This is a genomic window from Rhodococcus sp. PAMC28707 (genome assembly GCF_004795915.1).
Taxonomy (GTDB): domain Bacteria; phylum Actinomycetota; class Actinomycetes; order Mycobacteriales; family Mycobacteriaceae; genus Rhodococcoides.
In genome coordinates this window covers 186797-205268 of the sequence record NZ_CP039253.1, presented here as the reverse complement: position 1 = coordinate 205268, position 18472 = coordinate 186797, and the positions used below count along the sequence as shown (strand labels likewise).

Annotated in this window: 16 protein-coding genes; 10 read left to right on the top strand and 6 right to left on the bottom strand. The window is 62.2% G+C overall.

The window, feature by feature from the left end; genetic code table 11:
* Window positions 1-55: 55 nt before the first annotated feature.
* Both E5720_RS00875 and E5720_RS00870 read right to left on the bottom strand, forming a co-directional pair.
* Window positions 56-847 (bottom strand): peptidylprolyl isomerase, encoded by a 792-nt coding sequence (locus tag E5720_RS00875; protein WP_247596268.1) that lies wholly within the window; start codon window positions 845-847, stop codon window positions 56-58.
* A complete protein-coding gene (locus E5720_RS00870) occupies window positions 847-1704 on the bottom strand; it encodes a peptidylprolyl isomerase (RefSeq protein ID WP_136169105.1) in 858 nt (285 codons plus the stop codon). The genes E5720_RS00875 and E5720_RS00870 overlap by 1 nt, the downstream gene beginning before the upstream one ends.
* Window positions 1705-1919: 215 nt before the next feature.
* On the opposite strand from E5720_RS00870, the gene E5720_RS00865 reads away from it, so the two are divergent.
* Genes E5720_RS00865 through E5720_RS00855 form a run of 3 tightly spaced genes read left to right on the top strand, consistent with a single transcriptional unit; the run spans window position 1920 to window position 4508 of the window.
* A complete protein-coding gene (locus tag E5720_RS00865) occupies window positions 1920-2618 on the top strand; it encodes an MBL fold metallo-hydrolase (protein ID WP_136169104.1) in 699 nt (232 codons plus the stop codon).
* Window positions 2615-3886: a histidine--tRNA ligase gene (hisS, locus tag E5720_RS00860; RefSeq protein ID WP_136169103.1), complete on the top strand. Its 1272-nt coding sequence runs from the start codon at window positions 2615-2617 to the stop codon at window positions 3884-3886. The genes E5720_RS00865 and hisS overlap by 4 nt, the downstream gene beginning before the upstream one ends.
* Window positions 3887-3944: 58 nt before the next feature.
* Window positions 3945-4508, top strand: a complete 564-nt coding sequence (locus E5720_RS00855) for a hypothetical protein (RefSeq protein ID WP_247596267.1) — start codon at window positions 3945-3947, stop codon at window positions 4506-4508.
* 4 nt (window positions 4509-4512) lie between these two features.
* Here E5720_RS00855 and E5720_RS00850 read toward each other — a convergent pair whose 3' ends face one another.
* Window positions 4513-4980, bottom strand: a complete 468-nt coding sequence (locus tag E5720_RS00850; RefSeq protein WP_136169101.1) for a DUF3237 family protein — start codon at window positions 4978-4980, stop codon at window positions 4513-4515.
* A 145-nt stretch (window positions 4981-5125) separates the two neighbouring features.
* Between E5720_RS00850 and E5720_RS00845 the strand changes: the two genes are divergently transcribed.
* Window positions 5126-6157, top strand: a complete 1032-nt coding sequence (locus E5720_RS00845) for an Rv2578c family radical SAM protein (protein ID WP_136169100.1) — start codon at window positions 5126-5128, stop codon at window positions 6155-6157.
* Between the two features lie 3 nt (window positions 6158-6160).
* Here the strand turns inward: E5720_RS00845 and E5720_RS00840 are convergent, their stop codons facing one another.
* Entirely contained in the window at window positions 6161-7090 is a 930-nt protein-coding gene (locus E5720_RS00840) for a neutral zinc metallopeptidase (RefSeq protein ID WP_136169099.1), read from the bottom strand.
* A gap of 161 nt (window positions 7091-7251) precedes the next feature.
* On the opposite strand from E5720_RS00840, the gene aspS reads away from it, so the two are divergent.
* The gene (aspS, locus tag E5720_RS00835) at window positions 7252-9060 is read left to right on the top strand and encodes an aspartate--tRNA ligase (RefSeq protein WP_136169098.1); all 1809 of its coding nucleotides are present in this window, start codon (window positions 7252-7254) and stop codon (window positions 9058-9060) included.
* A gap of 71 nt (window positions 9061-9131) precedes the next feature.
* Here aspS and E5720_RS00830 read toward each other — a convergent pair whose 3' ends face one another.
* Both E5720_RS00830 and E5720_RS00825 read right to left on the bottom strand, forming a co-directional pair.
* Entirely contained in the window at window positions 9132-10142 is a 1011-nt protein-coding gene (locus E5720_RS00830; protein ID WP_136169097.1) for a hypothetical protein, read from the bottom strand.
* 149 nt (window positions 10143-10291) lie between these two features.
* The gene (locus E5720_RS00825; protein WP_247596114.1) at window positions 10292-10876 is read right to left on the bottom strand and encodes an RDD family protein; all 585 of its coding nucleotides are present in this window, start codon (window positions 10874-10876) and stop codon (window positions 10292-10294) included.
* A 331-nt stretch (window positions 10877-11207) separates the two neighbouring features.
* Between E5720_RS00825 and E5720_RS00820 the strand changes: the two genes are divergently transcribed.
* From E5720_RS00820 to E5720_RS00800, 5 genes are all read left to right on the top strand, one after another.
* On the top strand, window positions 11208-12377 hold the full coding sequence (locus E5720_RS00820; protein ID WP_136169096.1) for a kinase: 1170 nt from the start codon (window positions 11208-11210) through the stop codon (window positions 12375-12377).
* A 31-nt stretch (window positions 12378-12408) separates the two neighbouring features.
* A complete protein-coding gene (locus tag E5720_RS00815; protein ID WP_136169095.1) occupies window positions 12409-13827 on the top strand; it encodes a replication-associated recombination protein A in 1419 nt (472 codons plus the stop codon).
* Between the two features lie 100 nt (window positions 13828-13927).
* Window positions 13928-16597, top strand: coding sequence for an alanine--tRNA ligase (gene alaS / locus E5720_RS00810; protein ID WP_136169094.1), 2670 nt, complete (start codon window positions 13928-13930; stop codon window positions 16595-16597).
* Between the two features lie 2 nt (window positions 16598-16599).
* Window positions 16600-17136, top strand: coding sequence for a Holliday junction resolvase RuvX (ruvX, locus tag E5720_RS00805; protein ID WP_168708257.1), 537 nt, complete (start codon window positions 16600-16602; stop codon window positions 17134-17136).
* Window positions 17133-18467 (top strand): endolytic transglycosylase MltG, encoded by a 1335-nt coding sequence (locus E5720_RS00800; RefSeq protein WP_136169092.1) that lies wholly within the window; start codon window positions 17133-17135, stop codon window positions 18465-18467. The genes ruvX and E5720_RS00800 overlap by 4 nt, the downstream gene beginning before the upstream one ends.
* Window positions 18468-18472 lie beyond the last annotated feature (5 nt).

The window sequence follows — 18472 nt, the reverse complement described above, 5'->3', positions numbered from 1 at the left end:
TCCGCTGGCATGGTCGAGCGGCGTGTATGCGCGCTCGACTGTGCCAGCGGAGGTTCTAGGTGACGGTTTGTATGGTCACAGCTGCGTTCGGGGCGCCGTCGCCGCCGGGAGTTGCGACCCCTGCCGCAGCGACCTTGTCGAGCGTGGCGAGTCCCTCGGCAGAAATCGTCCCGAAGACGGTGTATTGCGGAGGCAGCACCGAGTTCTCGTAGACGAGGAAGAATTGGCTACCGTTCGTGTCGGGCCCGGCATTCGCCATCGCGAGCGTTCCGCGTGGGTACACAACCGGTGTCGACGCGGCGGGATCATCGGCGGGGTACGCCGTGGTCGGGTATTCGTTCGGATATTCGTAACCCGGGCCTCGGTTTCCCTTGCCCGAAGGATCACCGCACTGGAGAACCTCCAAGCCAGGGGAGGTGGTCAGACGATGGCACGGGGTGTCGTCGAAGTAGCCCTGAGCCGCCAAGTTGGTGAAGCTGTTGACTGTGCACGGTGCTTCGGTCCGGTCCAAGGTCAATCCGATCGGCCCCTGGCTCGTCGTCATCGCAACCTCGACCGTCCCTTCGGTCGACACCCCGTCAGACGGCGGAGGGTTGTTGTCTCGGACGGCAGGAGTCGCCGCAGGATAGACACAACTCGTCGTCGGCGCTACGGGTGCGGGGACCGCAGGTAGTGCCCCGAACTGGCTCAGATCCAATTCCGGCTCGGGTGCGACGCTGGTAGTCGACTTCGGTGTCGATGCTGCTGCCGTCGTCGTGGACGTCGCAGTTCCCGATGTGTCCGATGAGCAACCAGCCACGAGCACGGCTACCGCACCGGCCGCCACGAACAAAGCCGAGCGGGTGATCATAGATCGCTCACCACGTTCGTGATCTCTACGGGAAGGGCCGGCTTTCCGTCTTGGGCACCGCCTTCGACTCCGCCTGCTGCGACCTTGTCGAGAGTCTGCAGACCCGTCTCGTCGATGGTTCCGAACGCCGTGTACGCGGGAGGCAGCTTCGAATCACCGAAGACGAGGAAGAACTGGCTTCCATTGGTTCCGGGCCCGGCGTTTGCCATGGCAAGGGTGCCGCGGGGATAGGAGATCGGCTGGCCGGCTGCAGGGTCACCGACGTTGTATTGGTCGACCGGGAACTCATCGGCGAACTCGTAACCGGGCCCGCCTTGACCGGTACCGGCAGGATCGCCGCACTGGAGCACCTGCAACCCTGCAGACGTCGTGAGACGGTGGCAAGAGGTTCCGTCGAAGTACCCCTGGTTTGCCAGTGAAACGAAGCTGTTGACAGTGCACGGCGCCTGCGGGTTGTTCAGCGTGAGCCCGATGTTGCCCTGCGAGGTTTCCATGCTGTAGCTCAAGGGCTCGTCGCTCGTCGGAATCGAGTCGGTGCGTGGTGGCGTGTTCGGCTTCGCCGCCGGTGCCTGTGCCGCCGTGTATGCGCAGTTCACGGTCTCCGGAAGCGGTTCGGAGCGGCCGTCGGTGATGAGTGTCTCTGCAGACGGAGTATCCGACGCGGTCGTCTCGGGTTCGTCGCCACCCCTGGTGATGGCGAACACGACTGCCACCGCACCGACTACGACAGCCACGCCCAGAACTGACCCGGCGATCGTCAGCTGTTTACGCTTCTTTGCTCGCTCTGCTCGGTGTTCGAGTTGTCGCTCGAGCTTCCTTTTTGCTGCCTCACGCCGTTGCTCGTTGCTGGGCAATTCGCCTGTCCTCCCGCTTGTCCTCGATCGATTACCGGCGCTCGATCCGGCTGTTCCGAGCCTGAACCGGCCGTCAGTGAGTGTGCCATTACATCCTGAGAACACTCTGGCGGGCACCGCGGGCGCGCAACGCCAGGCACTGGCGATGTCAGTGTGGGCACCGTGCAACTAGGCTGGAGGAAAGACCGTGCCAGACCGATCTAGGAGCTACAGCTGTGCTCGTCACCGGATTCCCGGCGGGAATGTTTCAGACCAACTGCTACATCCTCGCCCAGGACGGGGCAAAAGAATGCGTCGTCGTCGATCCCGGTCAGGATGCGGCAGAGCCCCTGTTCGAGTTTCTGAACTCCTCGAACACGACGCCGGTTGCTGTGCTCCTGACTCATGGGCACCTCGATCACACCTGGTCCGTGGAACCTGTCTGCAGAAAGTTCGGGATCCCCGCCTACATTCAGGCCGAGGACCGATACATGCTTTCGGACCCGATTCGAGGGACTGGGCCGGCGTTGGCCGCGATGTTGGGTGACGCCGAGTTCCACGAACCGGACGAGGTGCTCGATCTCGAGGACGGAATGACTCTCGAACTCGCCGGAATCACGTTCGGCGTGCTGCGTACGCCGGGCCACACTCGAGGGTCGGTGGTATTCACGACAACGATCGATGCGCCGGACGGGGATGTGTCCATTGCTTTGACCGGGGACACGCTCTTCGCTGGTTCGATCGGCCGCAGCGACCTCCCCGGTGGTGATCATGACCAGCTACTCCGCTCTATCGGCCGGTCTCTACTACCACTGGCCGACGACACCGTGATCCTTCCCGGACATGGTGGCCAGAGCTCCATCGGTCAAGAACGCGCGTCCAATCCGTTTCTCGTTGGAATGTCCGGTCCCGAACAAGGAAATATGCACTCGTGAGCAAGCCGACGACCTTCTCTGCACCCAAGGGTGTTCCCGACTACTTTCCGCCGAACTCCGCCGAATTCGTCGCTGTTCGAGAGGGGCTCTTGACCGCAGCACGAAATGCGGGGTACGCCCATATCGAACTGCCGATATTCGAGGACACCGGCCTCTTCGCCCGCGGCGTGGGAGAGTCGACCGACGTGGTCAGCAAGGAGATGTACACCTTCGCGGATCGAGGGGACCGATCGGTCACTCTCCGGCCGGAAGGCACTGCCGGGGTGATGCGAGCGGTAATCGAACACGGCCTCGATCGAGGGGCGCTCCCGGTGAAACTCGCATATGCCGGACCCTTCTTCCGCTACGAGCGGCCGCAGGCCGGGCGCTACCGTCAGCTGCAACAAGTGGGGGTCGAGGCGATCGGCGTAGACGATCCAGCTCTCGATGCCGAAGTGATCACAGTCGCCGACACCGGGTTTCGAAGTGTCGGTTTGACCGACTTCAGGCTCGAGATCACCTCTCTCGGTGACGACACCTGTCGCCCGCAATACCGAGAGCTACTGCAGAAGTTCTTGTTCGCGCTGCCACTCGACGAGGACACTCGACGCCGCGCGGAGATCAACCCGTTGCGTGTGCTGGACGACAAACGGCCGGAAGTCAAAGAGATGACCGCCGATGCACCACTCATGCTCGATCATCTTTCCGATTCGGCCAAGGCTCACTTCGACGAGGTGCTTGCCCATCTCGACGCGATGAAAGTTACGTACGTCGTGAATCCGCGGATGGTGCGGGGGCTCGACTACTACACGAAGACCACGTTCGAATTCGTGCACGACGGCCTCGGTGCCCAGTCCGGAATCGGCGGCGGGGGCCGCTACGACGGCCTCATGGCGCAGCTGGGTGGCCAGGAACTTTCGGGAATCGGATTCGGGCTCGGCGTCGACCGTACGATGCTCGCGCTCGCAGCCGAGGGCAAATCGGCAGGCGCTTCCGCCAGGTGCGCAGTCTTCGGAGTTCCGCTCGGTCTGGAAGCGAAAGCGAAGATCGTAGCCATCGCGGGGGATCTGCGGAAAAAGGGAATCAGCGTCGACCTGGCCTACGGAAATCGTGGTGTGAAGGGAGCAATGAAGGCAGCCGATCGGTCGGGAGCGCGCTTCGCTTTGGTACTGGGCGACAAAGAACTTGCCGAGACGTCCATCGTTGTCAAAGAACTCGCCAGCGGTGAACAGCAGCAGGTTTCGTTGGATGGCATCGTCGATCATCTGGAGGCCCGTCTTGCCGACTGACGGCTCGGATCGCGTCGATCTCGATTTGGTCCCAGTCGAGTTCATCAGGCCGCGGTTGATGAAGATCATGGCCGGTGCAGTAGTGGTCGCGATCCTGCTCGCAGTCATCGCGAGCTTTTTTCTACCCGTGGTTGTGGCAGTCGCCCTCGGGGTCATTGTGGTGGTGCCGACGGTGGTCTCGACATGGATAGTGCTGCGGCGTCGAACATGGCTGAGCGGCAACACTATCCATGTCCGCGGCGGCTTCGGGACGAAGCAGTTGTCGGTGCCGAAGGTCGTGACGGCCGAGATTGCGGTGCGGACCGCTCGGATCGACAACGTCACTCTCCGGTTGTACGACGGCAGCTCTCGCGTCACGATCGCACTCGCGCTCTACACCCAGGGCGGTGGCCGAGAGCTGCCGATCCTGTCTTTGCGCAAGCTAGCCGACGCGCTCTGGACAACTGAGTTGGTACCGGCGGCGGCGATCGCATCGGTTCTTGTCGATCAGCTCAAGGCAGAAGCGCGCGACGCGGGTCTGCACGAGCGGCCCCTGTTCAGGGCGATCGAGTTGGTCCGCTCGACGGGACGAACTCCGCTTGCCACTTTGACCGATCGAGAAGTCGCCGAACTGTCGAGCTGACCGGTCACGTCACCAGGAATGCGTCCAGCACAACAGCTTCGGCCGATCGTGAACCGGATGTCACCACCAGCGCACGGTTGAGGTATGTGAACTGCGGCACGGAGGTCGCGATATCCAGAGTTCCGCGGAAGTAGTACGTGGCCGGATCGACTTCTTCGGTCCCTCCCAGTGCCTCGATGACGTCGGCCGGGCCGAATTGGAGCCCTCGGTACGACAGCGAAAGATATCCTCCCACCGTCAGTTCGAGAGTGAACTCGGCACTGAACTCGGTGCAGCCATCCGGCCGTGTCAATCCGAAGACGGACGAAGTGCCGGCCAGCGTGCCTTCGATGTCCGGTCCGGGCGCCGCACCGCCGAGAACGGGGATGACGACTCGTTCTCCCGTGGGGACACCGCCGATGTCGATCGGTACTCCGAGAGTTATGCCGAGCCGGAGGATCGGTTCGAGCGTCGGGATATTCGGTGCAGTCACGGCGAGAATTACTCCTTCATGTTCGGGCAGTGGGTACACGCTATCCTTCGTCGCGTTCGTCTCACCTTCCTAGTGCTCCGTCGAGCGAAAAGTGCACGCCTCGTTGCGTCTTGACATGGCATAGAACAAATGTTCGACTGTGTGCATGCGATGGGCCGGACAATCACTCGACGCTGCCGACGAGGACGCGCTACCGGGTTTGGAACGTGCAGGCTTGGTGCGCAGTGTTCAAACGCCGGAGTTCGAGGGCATCACGTTCCACGAGGTGCTGTGCAAGAGCGCGTTGAACAAGATTTCCGGTGACGCCTCGCTCCCGTTCACTTGGACGATCAACCCGGCTCGCGGTTGTTCGCATGCGTGCCGATACTGCTTCGCCCGCCCCACTCACGAATATCTCGGTCTGAATTCCGGCAACGATTTCGATTCGCAGATCGTCGTCAAGACCAACATCGCTGCGGTGCTCCGCAAGGAACTCTCCCGTAGATCGTGGAAGTGCGAACCGGTTGCGCTGGGAACCAATACCGATCCCTATCAACGTGCCGAGGGGCGTTATCGGCTGATGCCGGGCATCATCCGAGCACTGGCGGAGTCCGGCACACCGTTCTCGATACTGACCAAAGGCACCTTGCTGCGGCGTGACCTACCCCTGCTGACGCTCGCGGCTCGGGAGGTGGACGTGCGCATCAGTATCAGCCTCGCTATCCACGACGCGGATCTGCAGAAGCAATTGGAACCCGGGACGCCGAGTCCGCGGGCCCGGTTGGATCTGATCCGTTCGATTCGGGAGGCCGGTTTGCCGTGCGCTGTGATGGTGGCCCCGGTTATCCCATTCCTGACCGACGGAGCCAAGCATCTCGACGGACTGCTCGAGGCGTTGGCAGAGGCAGGCGCCACTTCGGTGACCGCGATGCCGATGCACTTGCGGTCCACGACCAAAGATTGGTTCATGTCCTGGTTGGCCGAGCAACACCCTGCCCTGGTCCGGCGGTACCGGCAACTCTATGGACGCGGCTCCTATGTCACGCCCGAGTACACGAGGTGGTTTCGCGAACGAATCGACCCGCTGCTCGTCCGACACGGATTTGCGTCCGAGGACACTCGATCCCTGCCGGAGAACACACCGGCAGGGACAGCATCGAAGATCTCCGTCCCGGTCGCTGCCCTCACCTTGTTCTGATCGTCACCGGGTGAGCGCGGGAGGGCTCAGTAGATCGCGCGCCGAAAAGGTATCGCAGGCCGCGACCTGGCCCGTCCGGTAACCCGCGAGGAACCATTTCTGTCGTTGCTCGGACGAGCCGTGGGTCCAACCCTCCGGATTGACCCTGCCACTCGACGCCTGCTGTATCCGATCATCGCCGACCGAGGAGGCCGCGGACAAGGCGTCGCGGATATCGGTGTCGGTCAAAGGAGCGAGGAAGGGGACGCCGGTGTCCTGTGCAGGGATAGTCGCAGCATGATGCGCCCAGACTCCTGCGTAGCAGTCCGCTTGTAGCTCGACCCGGACAGCACCTGATTGCGGACCCTGCGGATCCGCCTGCGCGCGGCCGATGTCGCCGAGCTGATTCTGAATGTGATGTCCGACTTCGTGTGCCACAACGTATTCCTGTGCCAGAGGGCCGCCGCTGGATCCGAACTGATCGACGAGGACCTGAAAGAAGCTCGAGTCGAAATATGCCGTCGAGTCGGCCGGGCAGTAGAACGGGCCGACAGCGCTGGTGGCGTTGCCGCATCCCGTGCTGATCGAACCGGTGAACAGCTTGACGTCCGGCTGTACGTACGCGACCCCGGTCTGCGATCGGAGTTCCGATTCCCACACCGTGTCGAGGCTGCCAACGGTAAAACTCACCCGGCAGTCGATATCGGCATTGGCGTCGGCGCCCGTCTCGCAGTTCTCCACCGTGCCGCCTGCCTGCGACTGACCTGCATTGTCGGTAGAGCCGCTGAGTTGACCGAGAACGGACCCCGGATCTCCACCGAACAGCAGGGCCAAGACCAGAATGACCAGGCCTCCTGCGCCGCCGCCCAGAGCGAGCTTGCCGCCTCGTCCGCCGCCGCCCCCGCCGGTCGACACCCGGCCAGGTTGCATACGAGCGCCCTCGTTGAAGGTCATCGCCGAAATCCTCTCTTCAGGGTCAATTCTGTGGGCTGTCGGTCGTGGTCGGGCACTAGCTTTGCACGCCGTGGTGGGATCGCGTTTCCGGTCGGCGTAGGTGTCTCCGTAGGATTGGCTACCGACGAACACGCTTTGTGAAATTTTGTGAAAGGAAACCCGTGCTGCGCACCCACCTCGCCGGCTCACTTCGACCCGAGCACGTCGACCGAACAGTCACCCTGACGGGTTGGGTTGCTCGGCGACGCGATCACGGCGGTGTCATTTTCATCGACCTTCGTGACGCGTCCGGCGTCGCTCAGGTCGTCTTCCGTGAAGGCGCCGTCGCCGAACAGGCCCACCGCCTACGGGCGGAGTACGTGGTGAAGGTGACCGGCAAGGTCGAGACCAGGCCGGACGGCAACCAGAATTTCGAAATCCCGACCGGCGCAGTCGAGGTCGACGCATCCGCGATCGAAGTTCTCGCCGAGAGTGCGCCGCTCCCGTTCCAGCTCGATGAGCAGCCGGGCGAGGAAGCTCGTCTGAAGTACCGGTACCTCGATTTGCGTCGCCAGGGCCCGGGAAGCGCCATCCGTCTGCGATCGCATGTCAATGCTGCAGCGCGTAGTGTGCTGGCGCACCATGAGTTCGTCGAGGTCGAGACACCCACTTTGACGCGGTCCACGCCGGAAGGCGCACGGGATTTCCTCGTGCCTGCACGTTTGCAGCCGGGCAGCTTCTACGCGCTCCCGCAGAGTCCTCAGCTGTTCAAGCAGCTGCTGATGGTCGGTGGAATCGAGCGGTACTACCAGATCGCACGCTGCTACCGAGACGAAGATTTCCGAGCCGACCGTCAGCCCGAGTTCACCCAGCTGGACGTCGAAATGAGCTTCGTCACCCAGGAAGACGTCATTCTGCTGGCCGAGGAGATCCTCGCGGCCTTGTGGAAACTGGTCGGCTACGAGATCGTCGACAAGATTCCTCGGATCACGTACGCCGAGTCGATGAGGCGTTACGGATCCGACAAGCCGGACCTTCGTTTCGAAATCGAACTCGTCGAATGCACCGACTTCTTCGCCGACACGACTTTCCGGGTATTCCAGGCACCGTACGTCGGAGCGGTAGTGATGCCGGGCGGCGCATCACAGCCGCGCAAGCAGCTCGACAAATGGCAGGAGTTCGCCAAGCAGCGTGGGCACAAGGGACTTGCTTACGTACTCGTCGGCGAGGACGGAAGCCTCGGTGGACCGGTAGCGAAGAATCTCACCGATACCGAGCGCGACGGCCTCGCAGCTCACGTCGGCGCCAAGCCCGGTGATGCAATCTTCTTCTCCGCGGGACCGATCAAGGGCTCGCGCGGATTACTCGGTGCAGTGCGTGGCGAGATCGCGCGCAAACTCGACTTGATCGACCCGAAGGCCTGGGCCTTCGTGTGGGTCGTCGATGCGCCATTGTTCGAGCCGACATCCGACGCGACGGCCAGCGGTGACGTTGCCGTCGGCTCCGGAGCGTGGACGGCCGTTCACCATGCCTTCACTTCGCCGAAGCCGGACTCTATGGCGACCTTCGACACCGACCCAGGTTCGGCGCTCGCCTACGCGTACGACATCGTCTGCAACGGAAACGAAATCGGTGGCGGCAGTATTCGTATCCACCGCAAGGACATTCAGGAACGCGTATTCGCGGTGATGGGGATCGGTGAAGCCGAGGCACAGGAGAAGTTCGGATTCCTGCTCGACGCTTTCAGCTACGGAGCGCCACCGCACGGTGGAATCGCGTTCGGTTGGGACCGGATCACTGCTCTTCTTGCCGGAGTCGACTCGATCCGCGAAGTCATTGCATTCCCCAAGTCCGGTGGCGGCGTCGACCCGTTGACCGACGCACCGGCGCCGATCACGCCGCTACAGCGTAAGGAATCCGGCATAGATGCCAAGCCGGAGAAGAAGGAATCCGCGCAGGCCGAAAAGGATGAGTCTTCGTCTGCTCGATAGTCGAAATCACAGTGGAAGGGCCCCAATTCTCTCGCGAGAATCGGGGCCCTTCCACTCGTTCGACCGAAGGCTCAGGCGACCGGTTGTCCGCTCGTCACGATGCGGTAGGCATACGTCGAGGCAATGATGGTCATCGGAATGGTCACCAGTAGTCCTAGCCCGCAGGGGATCGCGCCGAGAATGTTGATTCCGACGAGTGCGAGCGCAAGCAGGAACAACTGGCCCGCGTTCGACGAAATCGCCCTGAAACTCGACTTGATTGCAGTGATCGCATCTTCGTTGCGGTCGACCACGAACTGAAGCGTCCACCACGTCAAAAACACCACGATGATGCCCGGGATGATCAGTAGTACGAAGCCGATCGTCGCCATGATCCCGATCAGCACGCTGGCGACGATAATCGCTGCCACATTGGCGAACTGGAAGAACGATCCGATCGTGGGCTTGGTCCCGTCGACCTCGTGCAATGCACCGCGAACCATCGCAGCCTGGATCAGGTATGTCACAACTGCACCGACGAGTGTGCCGATGATTCCCAGAACATTGAAATTCGACGAGAAGTCCCCGGAAGTGTCGAATCCGCCGAAGATCAGATTGACCACGAACTGCAGGACTGCAGCGATGAAGACAATTCCGACCCACACACCTGCGTTGTTCTTGAACTTGTTCCAGCCGAAGGAAATCGCGCCGCCGATGTCGAGCGTCGGGGGTAGTCCACCACCTGATCCGGACCCGTGCGACCCGTAGTTTCCGGGCGGCGGGGGATAGTTCCCGGGTGGGTAGTTGCCGGGAGGCGGGGGATAGTTCCCGGGTGGGTAGTTGCCGGCAGGCGGTGGGTAGTTGCCGGCAGGCGGTGGGTAGTTGCCGGGAGGCGGGGGATAGTTCCCGGGTGGGTAGTTGCCGGCAGGCGGGGGATAGTTCCCGGGGGGCGGATATCCACCCTGAGGTGGGTAATTGCCAGGCGGGGTGCTGCCGGGTGGGGTGTCGCTGCCGCCCCCTGGCTGTGAAGACTTCCCCAGGTCCGGTCGGTCGGGGTCGGGAGTGCTGCCGTACTGCGGGCCGTTCGGTGGGTTCTCGCTCACGGTATTTCTCCTATTCAGGGACTTCAGGTCATTGTGCGCCGTTCGAGTCTGCTGAACATCCGTATCCGTCCGTCGGTGAACTGAAAAGCGGATCCATCGGGACTCTTCCGATGGATCCGCTATCGTTACCCCCTGTACTCGGGCCCGGCTCAGTTGACCGTGATCACCTGAGTGCCGCCGGCGAGTTCGTCGTGCTTGCCCTGCTTGATGGGGCTCGAGTTGATCGTCACGGCAATGACGATGTACGCGACGAAAACGAGCAAGCCGCCGAGCACCGGGACGATGTTCAGCAGCAGGAACGCATTTCGCTTCGCTGCTTCGGCTTGCGTGGGGTTGCCGCCTGCAGCGCCGAGGGTGCGAAGGCCCAGCAGTTGCTTGCCCAGCGTTTGCCCACGGCTCGACTCTAGAAGCGTGAAGTAGGCGAAACCCAGAACAGCGGTGACGAGGCCGAGAATGATCTGCCCGACGAACCCGTCCGGCGAGATCGCATAGACGACGAGCGCCACTACGGACACGATGATGCCGTCGATGAAGCGAGCGGCGAACCGCGCTCCCAAGCCTCCTGGCCGGCCGCCTCCTGGCAACTGAGAACCGAGGCCGTACCCAGCATTACCCGAGGCGGGCGGTGGTGGGTAGTTGCCGGGTGGCGGGTAGCTGTTGCCCGGATTCTGGGGGTACTGCGGCTGATTCGGGTCTACGCCGCCGTAGTGCGGATCATTGGGCGGGTTGGTCACGAAATATCCCCCTGGAGTCGTTGTTCATTCATGAACGCGCCGTCGCGTACTGACGCAATTTCAGGGTGAGCGAACCCCACCGGCTGTGATGTGTCAAGCCTGACGTGGCGACGAGCAGTGCACGTGTCGAAGCGAATCGCTCTTTCCGAAGATTCAGGTACTACCGCCGGAAGTTCCACCTGTGTCGATACCCTTTTTTCCGGTCCATCCGGTTCGATGCCTGTCGTGATGAAATTGGTATCGGCGATTCCGCAGGTCAGTCCGAAACAAGCCGATTCGACGCCTCGGAGCCGCCATAGTTTGTCATACAGACCGGGTACCTTGGTACTCGATGACCGCAACATTGGCAGATCCTGTCTCAGAGGTGGTAGCAGCTGCAGAGCAGTTGCTCACCCGACGTACCGGTGCACACGTCACCCTGGTCGATCCCGTCGACCTCGGAGGCAGTGGACAGGCAATCGTCCTCCGCGTTCGAGTTTCTGACAATCGTTTTCAGTTGCCTCGAACCCTGGTGATCAAGCAGGTTCGAGATACCGAAACCGACACCGAACTCCACAGCGAAGCAGAGACGGTCGGCGGTAGGTCGGCCTTTCTCCGCGAGGCGGCGTCGTATCAATTCACTACCGCCCTCGCGACCGACAGTCGGCCGGGGCCTGCCCTACTGGCCTACGACCTGGGGGCAAGGTTGCTTGTTCTCAGTGATCTAGGCGATGCCAGTTCGATCACTGCATTGCTCAAACATTCCGACTCGGCATCGGTCACCAACTCGTTGATGGCCATGGCGCAGGCACTCGGTCGTATGCATGCCGCCACCGCTGGGCGAGAGGACGACTTCGCGGCACTGCTCAGGCGGGTGGGGCTGCCGCATTCGGCTGATGGTATTTCGGAGCAAATACCGAAAGCGCTTGTGGCCGTGCCGAGGATGCTCGCCGAAGAACTCGGCATGACGGACACTCCTCAGCGGGTCCTGGACCGGGTGGAGCGAAGCGGGCGGTTGTTCGCGCACGGTGCGCTTCGTGCCTTCAGTCCGTCCGACCTGTGCCCGGACAACATAATCGTCAACGGGGAGGGTGTGCGCTTCCTCGATTACGAGTGGGGCGGCTTTCGAGACGCCACCCTCGACATCACGTATGCGTTGGCGTCCTCTCCAGGATGTTTGTGCCATTTCGACCTCTCGGCAGAGCTTGCACAAGCCATGGTCGACGCATGGCGAGCCGAGGTTGTCGGAATTTGGCCGCAGCTGGCCGACGACCGTGTTCTTGCATCGAAAATTCTCGATGCTCAGCTCATCTGGGTCTGGATGTCGACTTACTGGTTTCTCCCCGACGACCACACCCGGATCGCCGCCGCACGCCGCCATCACCTCTCCGTTCCACGGTCCGAGGCACTCATATCGCGTTGGCGAATCCTCTTCGAACAGGCGCAACGTACCGGTGACCACGATGTTGCCGATTTCGCCGAGAGAGTTCTGGCGTCTCTGAGGTCGAAGTGGGACCGCTGAACCTCGCCCGCAGTTCTGTAGCGTTCGACTGGTGAGCATCGGTTTCGGAGCTGGATTCGACGAGGGAGAAGAAAGCGGTCTGTTCGAGACCTTCGATGCCGCTGAACCCGACCCCGGTGAGCGAGATCCGGCGAGCATCGACGCAGGCGAAGCGCCGGGTCCGAGCCGGCCCTACGCCCGACCGGACGCTCCGTTGGCTGTGCGGATGCGCCCCAAGAATCTGGACGAGGTCGTCGGGCAAGGGCATCTCCTCGCGCCGGGTGCCCCGTTACGACGTCTTGTCGAAGGTTCAGGGGCATCTTCGGTAATGTTGTACGGCCCACCCGGCACCGGCAAGACCACGTTGGCCTCGCTCATCTCCGGAGCGACGGGTCGCAGGTTCGAAGCATTGTCGGCGTTGTCGGCAGGCGTCAAAGAGGTTCGGGTAGTCATCGATCTGGCTCGCCGCCGGTTGACAGCAGGTGAGCAAACCGTCCTGTTCATCGACGAGGTTCATCGGTTCTCCAAAACCCAGCAGGACGCCCTGCTGGCTGCCGTGGAAAACCGGATCGTACTTCTTGTGGCCGCGACCACGGAGAATCCGTCTTTCTCTGTCGTCTCGCCGTTGCTGTCCCGCTCCCTCGTGCTCCAACTGCACCCGTTGAGTTCCGCAGACATCGAACTGCTGCTCACTCGCGCCGCCGACGATCCGCGGGGGTTGGACGGAGCTGTCTCGATCGAAGCCGATGCGATGGCTCATCTGGTTCGGTTGGCAGCAGGAGATGCACGTCGTGCGTTGACCGCGCTCGAGGCAGCCGCGGGGGCAGCTGCCGGACCGACACTCGACCTCGCCACCGTCGAAGCGAGTGTCGACAAGGCGGCAGTGCGGTACGACCGCGACGGCGACCAGCATTACGACGTCATCAGTGCGTTCATCAAATCGATCAGGGGATCAGATGTCGATGCTGCCCTGCACTACCTGGCGCGGATGATCACAGCAGGAGAAGATCCGAGATTCATCGCGCGCAGACTTGTCGTGCATGCCAGCGAGGATGTCGGAATGGCAGATCCCACTGCGTTGCAGACGGCAATGGCTGCTGCCACCGCGGTGCAGCTCATCGGTATGCCGGAGGCGCGATTGGCTTTGGCGCAGGCCACTATTCACCTTGCTACCGCACCGAAGTCCGGTGCCGTCATTGCTGCGCTCGGTGCGGCGATGGCCGATGTCGCAGCAGGCAAGTCCGGACCGGTGCCCTCTCACCTGCGGGACGGTCACTACAAAGGGGCGGAAGCGCTCGGCAGTGCGGTGGGTTACAAGTATCCGCACAGCAACTCAGGCGGCGTTCTCCGGCAACAGTACCCACCGGACGAGTTGGTGGGTGTGGACTACTACACGCCCACTGATCACGGTGTGGAGCGTGAGATCGCGACTCGCGTAGGCAAGCTACGCCGCATCGTGCGTGGCCATTGACATACAAGCCATTGACATACAAGCCGATCACATACAAGCCGTCGACGTGCAAATGGTGGTGATGACACGGGGTGCACCGGTGGCGCGTTAACCTGTACCGGTGCAAACCCACGACATTCGCAGGCGTTTCCTCGACCACTTCGTAAAGGCAGGCCACACCGAGGTGGCCAGTGCCTCGTTGGTGCTCGACGATCCCAACCTGTTATTCGTCAATGCAGGAATGGTGCAGTTCGTTCCTTACTTCCTGGGTCAGCAGACACCTCCGTTCGCTACGGCTACGAGTGTTCAGAAGTGTGTCCGCACACTCGATATCGAGAACGTCGGCATCACCACGCGGCACAACACGTTCTTTCAGATGGCCGGCAACTTCTCCTTCGGTGACTATTTCAAACGCGAAGCGATCCACTATGCCTGGACGCTCCTGACCGGCAGTGTGGCCGACGGCGGATACGGATTCGATCCGGAGCGCATCTGGGTGACGGTGTATCTGGATGACGACGAGGCCATTGCGCTGTGGAAAGAACTTGCCGGGATACCCGACGAGCGGATCCAGCGCCGTGGGATGGCAGACAATTACTGGTCGATGGGAATTCCCGGTCCGTGTGGTCCGTGCTCGGAGATCTACTACGACCGCGGGCCCGAATACGGTGTCGACGGTGGGCCGGAGGCCGACGAAGATCGTTATATCGAGATCTGGAATCTCGTCTTCATGCAGAACGAGCGCGGTCAGGGAATCAGCAAGGACGATTTCGAGATCCTCGGGCCGCTACCGAAGCAGAATATCGACACCGGCATGGGCGTCGAGCGCGTGGCCTTCCTGCTTCAGGGCGTCGACAACGTCTATGAGACCGACCTCGTTCGACCGGTCATTGCCAAAGCCGAGGAACTGAGCGGCCGGGCGTACGGCAAGAACCACGAGGACGACATCCGGTTCCGTGTCATCGCAGACCACGCGCGCACCGCCGCGCTGCTCATCTCCGACGGCGTCAACCCGGGCAACGACGGGCGCGGATACGTGCTGCGTCGTCTGTTGCGCAGAATTGTGCGCTCGGCGCGTCTGCTCGGTGCGCCGGACCGGACAATGGGCGAGTTCATCACCGTCGTCCGCGACACCATGGCTCAGTCGTACCCGGAGCTCGTCACCGGCTTCGATCGCATCCTCAATGTTTCGGTCGGTGAGGAGTCGGCCTTCCTCAAGACCCTCACTTCCGGTTCCAAGCTGTTCGACACAGCTGCTGAGTCGGTGAAGTCGACAGGAAAGAAGACAATCGGCGGCGCCGAGGCGTTCGCGCTGCACGACACCTACGGATTCCCGATCGACCTGACGCTCGAAATGGCGTCGGAGGCGGGTTTGAACGTAGACGAGGATGGTTTCCGGTCGCTGATGGCCGAACAGCGTCAGCGCGCGAAGGAAGACGCACGTTCACGTAAGCATGCTCACGCCGACCTGTCCGTCTACAAGGACTTCGTCGACCTCGGGGCAACGGAGTTCACCGGCTTCGAGGAGTTGTCCTCGGAGGCGAATGTGCTTGCCCTGATCTCCGGTGGAGTTCGCGTCCCGACGGCCACGGCGGGGGAGTCCGTCGAGGTCATTCTCGATCGCAGCCCGTTGTATGCGGAATCGGGTGGACAGATCGCCGATATCGGAACGATCAGTGGCCCAGGTTTCAGCGCTGACGTGGAAGACGTCCAAAAGATCGCCAAAAAGGTGTGGACGCACAAGGTCACTGTCCAATCGGGTCAGATCACCGAAGGCGACGTCGTGCGCGTCGACGTGGACCCGTCGTGGCGTAAGGGCGCAACGCAGGGTCACTCTGGAACCCACATGGTGCACGCGGCGCTGCGGCAGGTGCTCGGACCCAATGCCACCCAGGCCGGATCCCTGAACAAGCCCGGGTACCTGAGGTTCGACTTCTCCTGGCAGGGCCCACTGTCCGAGGCGCAGCGACACGACATCGAAGCTGTCGCGAACGACGCGATCGGCGCCGACCTCGCTGTCGACACCTTGGTTACCGACCTCGACAGCGCAAAGGCCATGGGCGCGATGGCGCTGTTCGGTGAAAATTACGGGGACGAGGTTCGCGTCGTCGACATCGGTGGACCGTTCAGCATGGAACTGTGCGGCGGAACGCACGTGCAACATACTTCGCAGATCGGGCCGGTCACCCTGCTCGGTGAGTCGTCGGTGGGTTCCGGGGTTCGTAGAGTCGAAGCATTCGTCGGCTTGGATTCATATCGCTACTTGGCGAAAGAACGTGCCCTGCTCGCTGGGATCGCGTCCTCGCTCAAGGTTCCGACCGAGGAAGTGCCGGGCCGGATCGAAACATTGGTGGAAAAGCTGCGAGTGGCAGAGAAGGAACTCGAGGCAGTGAAGGCAGCTTCCGTCCTCGCTTCGGCAGGTGGCCTCGCTGCAGGTGCCGAACGATTGGGAGCCATTCGAGCAGTCATAGCGCGCGCCCCCGATGGCGTGGGCGGCAATGATCTCCGCGGTCTCGCTGCCGATGTTCGCGGGCGTCTCGGGTCCGAACCTGCGGTCGTGGTCCTTATCGGCGATGTCGATGGGAAGGTGCCATTCGTGGTGACTGCAAACGCCACAGCACAGGAAGCCGGTGTGAAAGCAGGAGAACTGGTGGCCAGCTTCGGCCCGGCCATCGGTGGTCGCGGCGGCGGTAAAGCCGAATCTGCACAGGGATCCGGATCGAATCCAAGCGGTATCGCCGATGGACTGGCCGCTGTGCGCGCCCGGATCGCAGAACTCGTCGGCGCCTGACTGTGCCGGATTTTTCTCGTCGACCTCCTGGTCTACCGGACCGTCCAGGCGCGGACGATCCCGGTCTCGGACGTCGAATTGGAATCGACGTCGGAAGTGTCCGTGTCGGAGTTGCCGTCAGCGACCCACGGTGCGTACTTGCGACGCCGGTGGAGACTGTCGTGCGGTCCAAGCCCAAAGGATCGGACGCACCCGACGTCGCGCGTGTCGTCGAGATCGTCACCGAATACGAGGCGGTCGAGGTGATCATCGGACTACCACGCACTCTGCGAGGGGAAAGTGGATCCGCGGTCAAGGCAGCTGAGGGGTTTGCGCGAATATTGTCGCGGCGACTGCCCGGCGTGCCGATTCGGATGTCGGACGAGCGATTGACTACGGTAACTGCGACGCGTGCACTTCGAGACAGTGGTGTGCGGGGGAAATCACAGCGCTCGGTCATCGATCAAGCTGCTGCGGTCGCAATCCTGCAGGGGTGGCTGGATGAGCGGTCCGCGCGACTGACATCGGCAGAGACCGATCCAACGCCGGAGGTCGAGTGAACAACCAAAGGTCCACGGACCGGGGGAAGTACGAGTACGACGACGAAGCGCTGACGGATCCGATCGGGTATCAGGTCGACGAGGGCAGCGAATTTCATCACGCTCTGACTCGTGGCGGTCCGCAGGAAGTGGGACGTTCACGAGCGGAGGTTCGGCACGACCGGTCGGCCCGAAAGCGCAAGCGACGCGGCCGCAAGGTCGGGCTGGCGCTGGGGATGATCCTCGTGATCGTGATCGCAGTGGGAGGTTTCTTCGTGTACGACCGGTTTGCCGGTGGCCCGGTGGCCCCCGACGATTTCACGGCAGGTAGTTCGGGGCCGTCGGCGGTGTTACGGGTGCAGCCGGGTGATACTGCAGATCAGATCGGTGTCGAGGCGACCGACAAGGGCATCGTGGCGAGTTCGGGTGCCTTCATGGAAGCCGCAGTTGTCAATCCGGCAATGTCGTCGGTGCAGCCCGGCTACTACCTTCTCGAGAGTCACGTACCCGCCGAGGACGCAGTGACAGCACTCGTCGATCCATCCGCTCGGGTCGGCAACGTCGTGATTTCCGAGGGCCGTCAACTTCACGACTCACGCGACGTCAATACCAATGCTGTCAAGAAGGGCATCTACACGCTCTTGTCGGAAGCAAGTTGCATTGATACGACAGGTGCAGGCACACCGACGTGTATTTCCTACGCCGACTTCAACACCGCAGGTGCTCTCGCGGAGCCGACGGCGTTGGGTGTTCCCGAATGGGCGCGAGCCGAGGTGAGCATTGTTCCCGATCGAGACCGCCAGTTGGAAGGCCTCATTGCTGCCGGCACGTGGGACTTCGATCCGACCGCAGCACCGGGTGACATTCTCCGACAGCTCGTGGAGGAAAGCGCGGCGACCTACGAGAACACTGGGATCCTGACCGCAGGCGCCAACTCGGGTCTGAGCCCGTATCAGACGTTGGTGGCAGCGTCACTCGTCGAGCGTGAATCGCTTCCGCCGGATTTCAGCAAGGTGGCGCGCGTCATCATCAATCGGTTGGCCGCACCGCAGAAGCTCGAGTTCGACTCGACGGTGAATTACTCCCTCGATACAACCGAGGTCGCCACGACCGACGAGGACCGAGCGACGGTGACGCCGTGGAACACCTATGCCATGGAGGGTCTGCCGGCGACCCCGATCGCGGCGCCGAGTATCGGTGCAGTGGAAGCGGTCGAGGCACCCGCAGATGGCGATTGGCTGTACTTCGTGACCATCAACCAGGTAGGTGAGACGTTGTTCACGCGCGACTACGACGAGCATCTCGCGAATATCGGAAAGGTCGAGGACGGATTCCTCGACAGCGGACGGTAGAACCC